Below are 13,345 nucleotides of genomic sequence, written 5' to 3' on the forward strand. Positions count from 1 at the left end.
TCCGGGCTTTTCCCTTCGGTCTTGCGTCTCCGACTCTATCAGATCTTTCCGATCCGATTTCCTCGGTGCTTTCCGGTCCCATTCGCTTTCGCTCCTGGCCCTTCCGGCGGTTCCGACTCTATCAGATCCTTTCGGCGTCTGATTCCCGGTCAGCGGGATTTGTCTTTCCGGCTGTTGGGCCGTTCCGACGTCTCAAACTCTAGCGGATTTCCCCGGCGACTCATAATCGAGTCTTTCGAAATGAATTTCGGCATGCCGAAATTCTTCCCGGGAGGGAGATCGTGCTGAGTAGAGGTGCCGCATCAGCGGCGGGAGTGGCTGCCGCAGAACCGTTCCGGCTCCGTGACAACTCGGAGAACACTACGCATCCGGGAGGGGCGTGTCAACCTCCCCCTTCTACCCCCGCTCCCGCGACCTCAATCAAGGTCCGTCAGGCGGCCGCCGGCGTCGGGCTGGGTGTGCTCCACGCGGCGGAGGAGGCGGATGAGGGCGTCGCCGAGGACGCCCTTCTCCTCCGTGCTGAGGTCCTGGAGGAGGTCCTCCTCGAAGGCCGTGGCCATGCGCATGGCCTCCAGCCACTTCGTACGGCCCTCGTCGGTGAGCTCGACGATCACGCGGACCCGGTTGTTCTCGTCGCGGTCGCGGGTGACCAGGCCCTCCCCCGCCATGCGGTCGATGCGGTGGGTCATCGCGGCCGGGGTGAGGCCCAGGCGCTTGGCGAGCTCGCCGGGGCCGAGCCGGTAGGGCTCGCCGGAGAGGACCAGCGTCTTGAGGACCTCCCACTCGGCGTTACTGATGCCGAGGTCGGCGAGCTGGCGTCCGTACGCCACGTTCATCCGGCGGTTCAGCCGGCCGAGGGCGGAGACGACCTTCTCGACCTGGGGGTCGAGGTCGCGGAACTCGCGCTGGTAGGCGGCGATCTGCTCGTCGAGGCTCGGCTCCTGGAGGGTCTGCGGGCCGGATCGCTCGGGGTTCTCGGACATGCGGCGAGTATCCCACGGGCTCCGTTGGCGTTGAAGTCCTTCCATGTGTACAGTTGAGACGTTAACTTTAGCTTTTAAGTCTTCAGGGTTCAGGGCTACAGGTCTGAACCCGCGACCGAAGTGGGTGAGTGTGACCGAGGCGAGGGGCGCGGAGATGCGCCGGATTCAGGCAGGCAGTGCGCTGAGCGCGTTCGGACTCGGCTTCACGGTGCCGTACCTCTATGTGTACGTGGCACAGGTGCGGGATCTGGGCGCGGCGACGGCGGGCGTCGTCCTCGCCGTCTTCGCCATGGCCGCGCTCGTGGTGCTGCCCTTCAGCGGGCGGGCCATCGACCGGCGCGGGCCCGTGCCCGTGCTGCTCGTGGCCTCGGTCGTCGCCGCCGTGGGCGCGGTGGGGATGGGCTTCGCCGCCAGCGTGCCGGCGGCCGTGGGGGCGGCGGCGCTGCTCGGCGCCGGTACGGCCGTCCTCCAGCCGGCCCTCGCCACGATGATCGTCTGGTGCTCGACGCCCGTCGGGCGCACCCGGGCGTTCGCCACGCAGTTCTTCCTGCAGAACCTGGGCCTCGGCGTCGGCGGTCTGATCGGCGGCCAGCTGGTCGACACCAGCCGGCCGAGCAGCTTCATCCTGCTGTTCTCGATCGAGGCCGCGATGTTCCTGGTGCTCGCCGGGATCGTCGGGACCGTCCGGATGCCGGGCTCCCCCGCCCTCCAGGACACCCGTCCGACCGGGGGCGGCAAGGGCGGCGGCGTCCGCGCGCTGCTCGGGCACAAGGCGATGGTGCAGCTGTGCGTCCTCGGCTTCGTCCTCTTCTTCGCCTGCTACGGACAGTTCGAGTCGGGTCTCGCCGCGTACGGCACCGAGGCCGCCGGCATCCAGCCGTCCGCGCTCGGTCTCGCGCTCGCCGCCAACACGGCGGTGATCGTGCTGGCCCAGTTCCTGGTCCTCAAGTTCGTCGAGCGCCGCCGGCGGACCCGGGTGATCGCGGCCGTGGGCCTGATCTGGACCCTGGCGTGGATCATCGCCGGGTACGCGGGCCTCGGGCACGGCAGCCAGACCATGGCGACGGCGGCCTTCGTCTCCACGTACGCCCTCTTCGGGCTCGGCGAGGCGATGCTGTCGCCGACCGTGGCCCCGCTGGTGGCCGACCTGGCGCCGGAGTCGATGGTCGGCTCGTACAACTCGGCCTTCGCCCTGGTGAAGCAGCTGGCCCTGGCGGTCGGTCCGGCCGTGGGCGGGCCCATGGGGGCCGCGCTGCACCGTCCGTACATCGTGACCTTCGTGCTCTTCTCGCTCGGGATCACCTTCCTGGCCGTCCGGCTCGGCCGGCAGCTGACCCCCGAGCAGAACCAGCCTTCACTGGCCTTCAGGCCGTCGAAGGTGGTCGTCCGGCACGAGCCGGCCGAGAAGGACGTGTCGGTGAGCGCGTCCTAGCCCTTCAGGGCGAACTCGCACCAGACCGCTTTGCCGCCGCCCGGTGTGCGGCGGCTCCCCCAGGACGAGGCGATCGTCGCGATGATCGAGATTCCGCGGCCCGCCTCGTCCTCCGTCTCCGCCCTGCGGCGGCGCGGCAGGTGGTCGTCCCCGTCCGTCACCTCGATGATCAGGCGCCGGTCGGTGCGGCGCAGCCGCAGGCGCATGGGCGGGGTGCCGTGCTGGAGGGAGTTCCCCACCAGCTCGCTGGTGGCCAGGACCCCCAGGTCGCGCAGTTCGACCGGGAAGCGCCAGCTGGAGAGGACGCCGGAGGCGAAGGCACGCGCGCGGGGGGCCGCCTCCACCCCGCCGAGGAGTTCCAGGGCGGCATTGTGGAACAGTTCCGCGTCCGTCCCCTCGCGGGAGGGGTGCTGGACGACCAGGACGGCGACGTCGTCGTCGTGCTCGGCGGTCACCCCCAGGGAGCGCAGGAGCCGGTCGCAGACCACCTGCGGGGTGCCGCTGGCGCCGGAGAGGGCGCGGGCCAGGGCGGCGACGCCCTCGTCGATGTCCTCGCGGCGCCGCTCCACCAGGCCGTCGGTGTAGAGGACGGCGGTGGAGCCGGGCGGCAGGGCGATGGAGCCCGAGGTGTGGAGCCAGCCGCCGGTGCCGAGCGGCGGGCCCGTGGGATCGTCGGCCTGGCGGACCGTGCCGTCCTCGTCCCGCACGAGGATCGGGAGGTGGCCGGCGGAGGCGTACACCAGCTTGCCCTCGTTGGGGTCGTGGATCGCGTACACGCAGGTCGCGATCTGGCTGGCGTCGATCTCGGCGGCGAGGCCGTCGAGGAGCTGGAGGACCTCGTGCGGGGGCAGGTCCAGGCGCGCGTACGCCCGGACGGCGGTGCGGAGCTGGCCCATGACGGCGGCGGCGCGGACGCCCCGGCCCATCACGTCGCCGATGACGAGCGCGGTGCGGCCGGCGCCGAGGGTGATCACGTCGTACCAGTCGCCGCCGACGGCCGCGTCTGTGCCGCCGGGCTGGTAGGTGGCGGCGATCCGCAGGTCGTCGGGCTGCTCCAGCTCCTGCGGGAGCAGGGAGCGCTGGAGGGTGACGGCGGTCTCGCGGTGTTTGCGCTCGCTGGCGCGCAGCCGCTCGGCGGCCTCGGCGTGGTCGGTGACGTCCGCGGCGTGGACGAGGACGGCGCCGCCGTCGAGACGGGGGCTGCCGACGGGCAGGCAGGTGACCGTGTACGAGCCGCCGTCCCGGGTGCGGCGGGACTTGACCGTACGGGGCTTGCCGCTGCGCAGCACCTGGTCCACGAGAGGCGGCAGGCCCAGCTCCTCGGCCTCCGGGCAGGTGTCGGCGAGGGTGGCGCCGGGGGTGCGGGGGCCGAAGGCGGCGGCGTACGCGTCGTTCACGTACGCGATGCGGTGCTCCGGGCCGTACACGAGCGCGACCAGGCCGGGGAGACGGCCCAGGAGCTCCCGCACGGGGAAGTCCTCCAGGGAGGGGACGTCCTCGGCGACGTCGGCCGGCCGCTCCGGCCGCTGCCCGTGCTCACCGCGGGCGGCGGGCACGGAGCCTTCGGTGCCCCGCGCCGTGCGGCGCTGTGTGCCGGGGAGCCGGGCGCTCCAACGGGTGAAGTTCACGGATCTGTATGCCTCGTGGTGTCGGTGCCGTGCAGAGTCACGCTGTGCAGGTGTGAGCCCACCTATGGTCACACGTCCAGTGTGGACGAATGTACTGACAGTGATGTCAGGACGACGGCTTGTCGTCGTCGCCGGGGGGCGGGGAGGCGGCGAGTTCGAATTCGGCGCGGGGGTGCTCCAGGGAGCCGAGGGAGACGATCTCCCGTTTGAACAGGCCGGACAGGGTCCATTCGGCCAGGACCCGCGCCTTCCGGTTGAAGGTGGGGACCCGGCTCAGATGGTAGGCCCGGTGCATGAACCACGCCGGGTAACCCTTGAGTTTGCGTCCGTAGACGTGGGCGACGCCCTTGTGGAGGCCGAGGGAGGCGACGGATCCCGCGTACGCGTGCGCGTACTCCTCGAGCGGCTGCCCGCGCAGGGAGGCGGCGATGTTCCCGGCGAGGACCCGGGCCTGGCGGACGGCGTGCTGGGCGTTGGGCGCGCACTCCCCGCCGGGCTCGCCGGAGGTCACGTCGGGGACGGCGGCGGCGTCGCCGGCGGCCCAGGCGTGCTCGACCCCTTCGACGGAGAGCCGGGCGGTGCAGCGGATCCGGCCGCGTCCGTCCAGCGGCAGGTCGGTGGCGGCGAGGAGGGGGGAGGGACGGACACCGGCGGTCCAGACGAGGGTGCGGGTGGGCAGCCGGGTGCCGTCGCTGAGCACGGCGACCCGGTCCTCGCAGGAGTCGAGGCGGGTCTCCAGGCGCACGTCGACGTTCCGGGCGCGCAGCTCGCGGACGGCGTACCGGCCCATCTTCTCGCCGACCTCCGGGAGGATCCGGCCGGTGGCCTCGACGAGGACCCAGCGCAGGTCGCCGGGCTTGATGTTGTGGTAGTACCGCGCGGTGTAGCGGGCCATGTCCTCCAGCTCGGCGAGGGCCTCCACGCCCGCGTAGCCGCCGCCGACGAAGACGAAGGTGAGGGCGGCGTCGCGGATCGCGGGGTCACGGGTGGAGGAGGCGATGTCCATCTGCTCGATGACGTGGTTGCGCAGGCCGATGGCCTCCTCGACGGTCTTGAAGCCGATGCCGTGCTCGGCCAGGCCGGGGACCGGGAGGGTGCGGGAGACGGAGCCGGGCGCGATGACCAGCTCGTCGTAGGTGAGCTCGACCGGGCCCGTGCCCTCCTCGTCCGTGGCGAGGGTGGAGAGGGTTGCGGTCCGCCTGGCGTGGTCGACGGACCGGACCTCGCCGATGAGGATCCGGCAGCGGTCGAGGACGCGGCGCAGCGGTACGACGACGTGGCGCGGGGAGATGGAGCCGGCCGCGGCCTCGGGCAGGAACGGCTGGTACGTCATGTACGGCTCGGGGGTGACCACGACGATCTCGGCGGCGCCGGATCGGAGTTCCGCCCTGAGCTGCCGCTGGAGGCGCAGCGCGGTGTACATGCCGACGTATCCACCGCCGACCACGAGAATGCGCGCAGGTTCGGTCACTGTCCCATGACGCACCCCCGTCCGTTGTTTGTCCACAGGCTCGACGAATTGTGTGACCGGAGGAGTGTGGGGGCGCGGGGTGGCGCGTGCGGGCGGTGTGCCGGGATCCGCCCAGGTCACGGAGGTCGGGGCGGGCTCGGCGGGGGGTGGGAAACGGGAGTGATCCGGGCCTTGCTCCGATCGGGGGGCGCACCGTGCGGAACACCCCCTTCTGAATTGACTCCGACTCAACTATGTTCGTACTTCGTCGGGGTGTCGGGTGGGAGCGCGTGGACCGAAGCGCTCGTCGGCCGGAGACCCCGTGTCAGGGCGGGGAGTCTCCGGGGGGAGACATCATGAGCGGGGGAACGCTTATGCAGATGCAGGATTCACATCGGCAGCCGGGCGCCGGGGCGCTGGCCGTCGACGACGTGCGCACCGCGGGGTTCGTGACCGCCGAGCGCAACGGCCCGCTGTCGGCGGGCGGCAGGTCCGCGCCGCTGCGGGTGGACGCGCAGCGCAATCTGGAGCACGTGCTGCGGGCCGCGCGCGAGGTGTTCGGCGAGCTCGGCTACGGGGCGCCGATGGAGGACGTGGCGCGCCGCGCGCGCGTGGGGGTCGGCACCGTCTACCGGCGCTTCCCCAGCAAGGACGTGCTGGTGCGCCGGATAGCCGAGGAGGAGACCGCCCGGCTGACCGAGCAGGCGCGGACCGCGCTCGGCCAGGAGGACGAGCCGTGGTCGGCGCTCTCCCGGTTCCTGCGGACCTCGGTGGCCTCGGGCGCGGGGCGGCTCCTGCCGCCGCAGGTGCTGCGGGTGCGCGTGGGCGACGGCGTGCTGCCGGCCGTCGCCGACGACGCGGACGACGCGGCCCGGGTGCCGTACCAGCGGGGCGTCGACGGGCAGGCGGACGCGCGGGTGGTCGCGCCGCGCGTCGCGCCGGCCGAGGAGCGGGACGACGCGGGGACCTCCGAACTCCTGGAGGTCGTCGGGCGTCTGGTCGACCGGGCGCGGGAGGCGGGTGAGCTGCGGAAGGACGTGACCGTGGCGGACGTCCTCCTCGTCATCGCCACCGCCGCGCCGGCCCTGCCGGACGCGGTGCAGCAGGCGGCGGCCTCGGCGCGGCTCCTCGACATCCTCTTGGAGGGGCTGAGGTCCCGGTAGGGGCGGGCCCTCCCGGTAGGGAGGGGCTTTCCCGGTAGGGAGGGGCCTTCCCGGTCAGGGGCGGGCTCTTCCTGGAGGAGTCGCCCCTTCGTCCCTTCACCCCTTCACCGGTCGTGCGATCCGTGGTCCGGGCGGACCGACGAGCATGACACGAACGCGTGCGCGGTTACGCCCGGATACGGGAAGTCTCCCCGGACGAGTGGTAAGTGAACGGGTCTCTTCGGCGTGCCCGCACGCTGTGTCAGGCTTGCTCGACGTTCGGTTCTGAGCATGCGTACGGGGGCTTCCGCGATGAGCGGTGAGGGTCGGGACGAGCCACTGGGGAACGGCGGCACCGCGGAGGCCGAGGGCCTGCCCGCCGCCCGGCAGGTACCGAGCCAGAGCGGACCGGCGGGTTCTCCGGGGTACGCGGATCCGGTCGGGTACGTCGGTCCGGACGGGTATGCCGGTCCTCCCGGGTACGTCGATTCCTCCGGGTACCCCGGTCCGCCCGAGTACGGCGGGCCGCCCGGGTACGGCGGGCCGCCCGGGTACGCCGGCCCGGTCGGGTCGCTCGACGCGAGCGTTCCGCAGCAGCGTGAGGGGAAATCCGCCGGGGCGGGTGCCGGGGAAGGGTTCGGGGCCGGGGTCGTCGCGGGGGCGGCCACCGGGGCCGGGGTCGCCGAAGCAGGACCTGCGGGAGCCGGGTTCGCGGAGGATGACGGGGGCGCGGGGGACGGCGAGGGCGACGGGGTTCTCCCGCCGCCGCTCGACCTGCCGCCCTCCGACGCCGATCTCGTCCGGCTCATGCGGGAAGGCGACGGCTCGGCGTACGAGGAGTTGTTCCGCCGTCACTCCGAGGCCGTGCGCCGGTACGCCAGGACCTGCTGCCGCGACGCGCACACCGCCGACGACCTCACCGCCGAGGTGTTCGCCCGCACCCTCCAGGCCGTACGGGGCGGGGCCGGGCCCGAACAGGCGGTGCGCGCCTACCTCATGACCACCGTCCGGCGGGTCGCGGCGCACTGGGCCAGGACGCGGAAGCGGGAGCACCTCGTCGACGACTTCGCGGTGTTCGCGGCGGAGGCCGCCCGTTCCTCCGAGGTCTCCGACCGGGACGCGACGGACCTCGGCGCGGACGTCCTGGCCATGCACGAGGCCGAGCGGTCGCTCGCCATGCAGGCCTTCCGCTCGCTGCCCGAGCGGTGGCAGGCCGTGCTGTGGCACACCACCGTCGAGGAGGAGTCGCCGAGCGAGGTCGCCCCGCTGTTCGGGCTGACCGCCAACGCCACGGCCGTGCTCGCCAGCCGGGCCCGCGAGGGGCTCAAGCAGGCCTACCTCCAGGCCCACGTCAGCCAGTCCCTGACGGCGGGCGGCGACTGCGCCCGGTACGCGGACCGGCTCGGCGCCTACGCTCGCGGCGGGCTGCGGATGCGGGCCGAACGCGGCCTGCGCAAGCACCTGGAGGAGTGCGGCCGGTGCCGGCTCGCCGCCGGTGAGCTGGCGCACGTGAACGCCGGGATCCCCGCGCTGCTGCCGGTCGCCGTCATCGGCTGGTTCGCCGCCGGGTACTCGCTCAAGGCGGCCGGTGCCGTCGCGGGCGGCACCGCCGCCGCGGCCGGCGCGGGCGCGGCGGCGGCCGCCTCCGGGTCCTCGGGGGGCGCCGCCCCGGGCGGTGCCGCCGCCGAGGGGCTCGGCGCCCCCGCCAAGGCCGGGATCGCGGCGGCCTTGGCCGTCGCCGCGGCCGCCGGACTCGTCTGGGCCATGACCGGGGACCCGGAGCCCCTGGCGGCGCCCAAACCCTCGCAGCCGGTCGTCACCCCGGTGGTGCCGCAGGAGCCCGCGCCGCCGGCGAAGCCCGTACCGCCGTCCCCGCCCGTGAAGACCGCGGCTCCGGCGCCCGCGCCGGAGGAGCCCGCCCCGAAGCCGAAGCCGAAGCCGGAACCGGCACCGGTCCCGACGCCGGAATCGGCGTCTTCCGCGTCGCCGTCCCCGGAGCCGACGCCGAGGCCCGTGCCGCCGGCCGGACCGAAAACGACCCCGAAGCCCACCCCGAAACCGACTCCGACTCCGGTTCCGAAACCGGCGCCCGCGCCCGAGCCGCCGCCGAGCCCCGAGCAGCCACCGCCCGCGCCGCCGGCCGTCTACCAGGTCGACGAGCTGGACTACGGGATCTTCGGAGACGGCACCGGACCCGCGGTGTCCCTGGCGGAGAGCGGCTTCCTGTGGCAGCGCGGGGACCTCTCCGTCGGCGGCACCCGGTACGCGCGCGGGGTGAGCGTCCACGCGCCGTCCTCCGTGGTCATCGACCTCAACCGGCCGTGCACGAGTTACGACGCGATGGTCGGCGTCGACGACCTGAGTGCCGTGTTCGGCGCCGGCGGCGTCCGTTTCTCCGTCTACGGCGACGGGGAGCGGCTCTGGCGGTCCGGCGTGATCGAGGCGGGCGACCCGCCGGTCCCGGTGCACGTCGACGTCACCGGCCGCTCCAGGCTCCGGCTCGTGGTCGAGGAGACCGGCCCGCTGGGGCGGGCCGCGATCTCCGACTGGGCGCAGTCCCGGATCAGCTGCTCCTGACCCCGTCCGGGAAGTCCCCCGCCTCCACGACGGGACCGGGCCCGTGCCCGGGTGCGTACGCGGTTTCCACCAGGGACAGGACCCCGTCGATGTCCAGCCCCTCGCCCGCCGTCCGGGCGGCGGCGAGGCCCGGTGCGCCGAGGGCGGCGAGCGAGCGGGCCGTCACCTGCCCGGCCTCCTTCAGCCCCGGGACCGAACGGTGCGGGTCGTGGCGCCAGGAGCCGACGGCGGTCAGGACCGTGGCGGCGAGGGCGGGTTCGTCCGCCAGGGACAGGGCGACCGCGAGCCCCTGGCCGAGCGCCGCGGCGATGAGCTCCGCGCACCGGGCGTCCCGCGCCGCGCGCAGCGCGGCCGTGGCGGAGGCGACGGCCGCGGCGCCCCCGCCCCCGTACGCCTCGACGCTCGCGGCGAGTCCGATCGCCGCGGCCGTGAAGTGCGGCGGCGGGTTGCCGGCCTCGACCAGACGGTCCACCTCCTCCGCGTGGATGCGGGCCGTCCCGATCTCGCCCCGGTGGAGGGCGATGACGGCGCTCAGGTAGGAGATGAGGGGCCTGGCGTCCCTGACGTGGTGGCGCTCGGCCTCCGCCGAGGCCTCGGCAAGGCCCTTGCCGGCGGCCTCCGCGTCGCCGGAGTGGTGGGCGAGCTCGGCGAGGCGGGCGAGGAGGAAAGGGCTCTCGGCGTGGGCGCCCACCTCGCGGGCGAGCCGGAGCGCCTCCTCGTAGTCCGCCCCGGCCTCCTCGTACCGGCCGCGCATCATGCAGGCCTCGGCCGCCGCGCTCGCGATCTGCGCCCCCATCCAGCGGTCGCCGACCCGGCGGGCGAGGACGCGGAGTTCCGCCAGGTCCTCGTCCATGCCGGCCAGGCCGCCGGGCATGTCGACGACCATGTGCGTACGGAACATCAGGGTGACGCCGACCTCCCAGTCGCCGCCGTGGCGGCGGCAGTTGGCGAGGGCGGTGTCGAGGAGGGCGTGGAGCTCGGCGGGTTCCCCGGCGGGGTCCTCGCCGAGGGCCTCGGTGAACGGCCAGAGGAGACCGGGGAAGCGGGCGGCCTCGGGGCCGGGTTCGTCCCCGAACGCGGACCGCACCCGCCGGGCCAGGGCGAGGGTCTCGGGGTCGTCGCGGAGGTCCGAGACGGTGTGGTTCTCGATCGCGAGGAAGAAGTACAGCATCCGCAGGCTCATCCGCGGCCAGTACCGCGGGTCGGCCGGGTCCTCGGGGTCCTCGCCGAGGGCGGCCGCGCGCTCGGCCCAGGCCAGGGCCTCGGACCGGTAGTTGCGCAGCCACCAGAACCAGCCCATGGCGAAGACGAGCCGGAGGGCGGCGGGCTCGTCGGGGGTGGTGACGAGGGTGCGGTGGAGCGCGGCGCGGATGTTGTCGAGGTCGCGTTCGAGCCGGCCGATCCAGGGGAGCTGCTCGCCGGAGCGCAGCCTGGGCTCGGCGGTCTCCGCGAGGGCGGTGAAGTGGGCGGTGTGGGCGGCCTCGGCGGCGGCGAGCGTGCCGGGCGCCTCGGCGGCGCGCTCGACCGCGTACTCGTGGATGGTCTCCAGGAGGCGGTAGCGCATCTCGCCGTCCTCGGCGGGGGCGGCGACGACGAGGGACTTGTCGACCAGGGCGCCCAGGGTGTCGGCGGCGCGCGGGGAGAGGGCCTCGGCGGCGGCGAGGTCCCAGCCGCCGGCGAAGACCGAGACCTGTCGGAGGAGGGTGCGCTCGTCCGGTTCGAGCAGGTCCCAGGACCAGTCGACGACCGCGCGCAGGGTCTGCTGGCGGGGCAGGACGGTGCGGGAGCCGGAGGTGAGAAGACGGAAGCGGTCGTCGAGCCGGTCCGCGATCTGGCGGGGGGTGAGGAGACGGAGGCGGGCCGCGGCCAGCTCGATGGCGAGCGGCAGACCGTCGAGGCGGCGGCAGATCTCGTCCACGGCCGCGTCGCCGTTGCCGGTGTTGCCCGTGGGGGTGTTGCCGGTGGGGCCGTTACCGGCGCGGTCGTTGCCGGTGAGGCTGTTCCTTGACGGGCCGCTCCCCGGGAAGTCGCTTCCCGAAGGGCCGCTTCCCGAAGGGCCGCTTCCCGAAGGGCCGCTTCCCGAGGGGCCTTCTCCGGTGAGGTCGAAGGAGGGGTGTACGGCGCGGGCGCGTTCGATGAAGAGGCGGTGCGCGGGGGCGGGCGGGAGGGGTTCGACGGGGCGGACCGTCTCGCCGGGGACGCCGAGGGGTTCGCGGCTGGTGGCGAGGATCCGGAGCCGGGGGCAGTGGGTGAGGAGGGTCTCGGCGAGGGCGGCGGCCGCGTCGATCACGTGCTCGCAGTTGTCGAGGACGAGGAGGAGGGGGCGGTCGGCGAGCTGCTCCACGAGATGGGCGGTGGGGTCGTTCTGGAGGGGGGCGCCGTCGCGTGCGATCAGGCTGGTCTCGCGGAGCCGGAGGGCGGAGAGGACGGCGCCGGGGACGGCCCCGGGATCGTCGAGCGGGGCGAACTCGGCGATCCAGGCGGCGGGTCCCCCGGCCCGCAACGCGGCCTCCTCGGCGAGCCGCGTCTTGCCGCTTCCGCCGGGTCCGGTGAGCGTGACGAGCCGGGAGCCGGCGAGGTCGGCCCGGAGCGCGTCGAGTTCGGGCTCCCGCCCGACGAAGGAGGTGAGGCGGGGGCGGATGTTGCCGGCGGACCCCTCGGCGAAGGGAGGAGTGGGGGGCGCGGCCGGTACGACCGGGGCCGGCTCCGGTGCCGCCGGGCCCGCGAGGAGTTCGCGGTGGAGGGCGGTGAGTTCGGGGCCGGGGTCGGTGCCGAGGGCGTCGGCGAGGGTGCGGCGGGCGGATTCGTACGCGGCGAGGGCGTCGGCGTGGCGGCCCTCGGCCCGCAGGGCGCGGACGAGATGGGCGTGGAAGGCCTCGTCGTACGGGTACGTGGTGGTGAGCTCGGTCAGTTCCGGTACGAGTCCGTCGACGGCGCCCCGGCGCAGGTCCGCCTCGACGCGGCGGCGCAGGGCGGCGAGCCGCTGGGCCTCGGGCCGGACGCCCGCCGGGTCGGGCAGGTCGGCGAGGGCGGGGCCGCGGAAGAGGCCGAGGGCCTCCCGGAGGAGGGCGGCGGCGGTGTCGGGGTCGCCGGCGTCGAGGCGGGCGCCCGCCTGCGCGGCCCGGCGCTCGAAGACGTACAGGTCGATGTCGTCGGGTCCGGCGGCGAGCCGGTAGCCGGGGCCGGGGGTGGAGGCGACGGCCTCCCTGCCGAGGATCCGGCGGAGGCGGCCGACCAGGGCCTGGAGGGCGGCGGGCGCGTCCTGCGGCGGGTCGTTCCCGTACACGTCGTCGGCGAGTTCGCCGGCGGAGGCAGGCCGTCCGCCGCGCAGCGCGAGCGCGGCGAGGAGCGCGCGCAGCCGGGCACCGCCGAGGGGGAGGGGGGTGCCGTCGGGACGAAGGACCTCGGTGGTGCCGAGGATGAGATACCGCACCGGTTCATTGTGGCCGCAGGTCCGTGCGGGCGCCTCGGGGTTTGCCCGGGCCCGACCCCGAGAGGGGCGGGCGTCAGAACTCGGCCGTGCCCAGGGTGAAGCCCGGGGGTGCCGGGATCGGGACGGGCGTCCCCAGCCTGTGGACGGACTTGTGGTCGTAGTCTTCCCCCGTCGGCCCGGAGCACACGACGGCTTCGCCGGCCTCGCGGTCGATCAGGAGGTAGAGGGGGATGCCCGCGCGTAGGCCCGGATCTTCTGGACGCGGTCGCGGCTCGCGGTGGAGGAGGAGGTGACCTCGGCGACCAGGAGGACGGGGTCGGGGGCGTGCCATTCCTGCTGGTCGGAGAAGCTCCCCTTGGGGGCGATGACGAGGTCGGGGATGACCCGTGCCGTGTCGGTGGCGCCCGGCAGGCCGAGACCGATGCCCGTGTAACGCCCGACCCTCTTGTCGTGGTCTCGGACCTGGCCGTTCACCTCCGAAACGATCTCCTCGTGTTCGCCGTCGGCCGGAGGTACCACGTGAATCTCCTCTTCGATCAGCTCCACGCGCCAGCCCTTGGGGGCCAGCGCACCGAACAGCTCGAAGGTCTCCTGCACACTCACACCCTCGCGGTCGGGCGTGCCCTCGGAGAACGCGCCTTCCGGAATCGGCAGCGGCAGCGGCAGCGGCATGCCGGACCTTCTTCGCTCGGTGCGACGC

General features: G+C 74.1%; 7 protein-coding genes and 1 pseudogene. 3 read left to right on the forward strand and 5 right to left on the reverse strand.

Annotated features, from left to right (window positions below):
- Window positions 1-416 precede the first annotated feature (416 nt).
- Entirely contained in the window at window positions 417-983 is a 567-nt protein-coding gene (locus tag ACFY7E_RS08590; protein ID WP_389482260.1) for a MarR family winged helix-turn-helix transcriptional regulator, read from the reverse strand.
- Between the two features lie 154 nt (window positions 984-1,137).
- Here ACFY7E_RS08590 and ACFY7E_RS08595 point away from each other — a divergent pair, with 154 nt between their 5' ends.
- Window positions 1,138-2,415 (forward strand): MFS transporter, encoded by a 1,278-nt coding sequence (locus ACFY7E_RS08595; RefSeq protein WP_389482263.1) that lies wholly within the window; start codon window positions 1,138-1,140, stop codon window positions 2,413-2,415.
- Here the strand turns inward: ACFY7E_RS08595 and ACFY7E_RS08600 are convergent.
- Together ACFY7E_RS08600 and ACFY7E_RS08605 are read right to left on the reverse strand one after the other, a co-directional pair.
- Window positions 2,412-4,043, reverse strand: a complete 1,632-nt coding sequence (locus ACFY7E_RS08600) for a SpoIIE family protein phosphatase (RefSeq protein WP_389482265.1) — start codon at window positions 4,041-4,043, stop codon at window positions 2,412-2,414. The two genes, ACFY7E_RS08595 and ACFY7E_RS08600, sit on opposite strands and share 4 nt — an antisense overlap.
- Before the next feature lie 106 nt (window positions 4,044-4,149).
- A complete protein-coding gene (locus ACFY7E_RS08605; protein ID WP_389482268.1) occupies window positions 4,150-5,514 on the reverse strand; it encodes an NAD(P)/FAD-dependent oxidoreductase in 1,365 nt (454 codons plus the stop codon).
- 353 nt (window positions 5,515-5,867) lie between these two features.
- Here ACFY7E_RS08605 and ACFY7E_RS08610 point away from each other — a divergent pair, with 353 nt between their 5' ends.
- The gene (locus ACFY7E_RS08610; protein ID WP_389483325.1) at window positions 5,868-6,656 is read left to right on the forward strand and encodes a TetR/AcrR family transcriptional regulator; all 789 of its coding nucleotides are present in this window, start codon (window positions 5,868-5,870) and stop codon (window positions 6,654-6,656) included.
- A 291-nt stretch (window positions 6,657-6,947) separates the two neighbouring features.
- A complete protein-coding gene (locus ACFY7E_RS08615) occupies window positions 6,948-9,212 on the forward strand; it encodes a sigma-70 family RNA polymerase sigma factor (RefSeq protein ID WP_389482271.1) in 2,265 nt (754 codons plus the stop codon).
- Here ACFY7E_RS08615 and ACFY7E_RS08620 read toward each other — a convergent pair.
- Together ACFY7E_RS08620 and ACFY7E_RS08625 are read right to left on the reverse strand one after the other, a co-directional pair.
- Window positions 9,199-12,645 carry an ATP-binding protein gene (locus tag ACFY7E_RS08620; protein ID WP_389482273.1) on the reverse strand — a complete coding sequence of 1,149 codons (3,447 nt, stop codon included), beginning with the start codon at window positions 12,643-12,645 and terminating at the stop codon, window positions 9,199-9,201. The two genes, ACFY7E_RS08615 and ACFY7E_RS08620, sit on opposite strands and share 14 nt — an antisense overlap.
- A gap of 73 nt (window positions 12,646-12,718) precedes the next feature.
- Window positions 12,719-13,317, reverse strand: a pseudogene (locus ACFY7E_RS08625) (Uma2 family endonuclease).
- Window positions 13,318-13,345: the final 28 nt, after the last annotated feature.

Origin of the sequence: Streptomyces sp. NPDC012825, from assembly GCF_042900925.1 — a bacterium.
Classification (GTDB): domain Bacteria; phylum Actinomycetota; class Actinomycetes; order Streptomycetales; family Streptomycetaceae; genus Streptomyces.

Excerpts from the sequence above, each read along its gene's own strand:
- ACFY7E_RS08610 (WP_389483325.1), top strand. The coding sequence starts at position 5,868 with ATGCAGATGCAGGATTCACATCGGCAGCCGGGCGCCGGGGCGCTGGCC.
- ACFY7E_RS08615 (WP_389482271.1), top strand. The coding sequence starts at position 6,948 with ATGAGCGGTGAGGGTCGGGACGAGCCACTGGGGAACGGCGGCACCGCG.
- ACFY7E_RS08595 (WP_389482263.1), top strand. The coding sequence starts at position 1,138 with ATGCGCCGGATTCAGGCAGGCAGTGCGCTGAGCGCGTTCGGACTCGGC.
- ACFY7E_RS08590 (WP_389482260.1), bottom strand. The coding sequence starts at position 983 with ATGTCCGAGAACCCCGAGCGATCCGGCCCGCAGACCCTCCAGGAGCCG.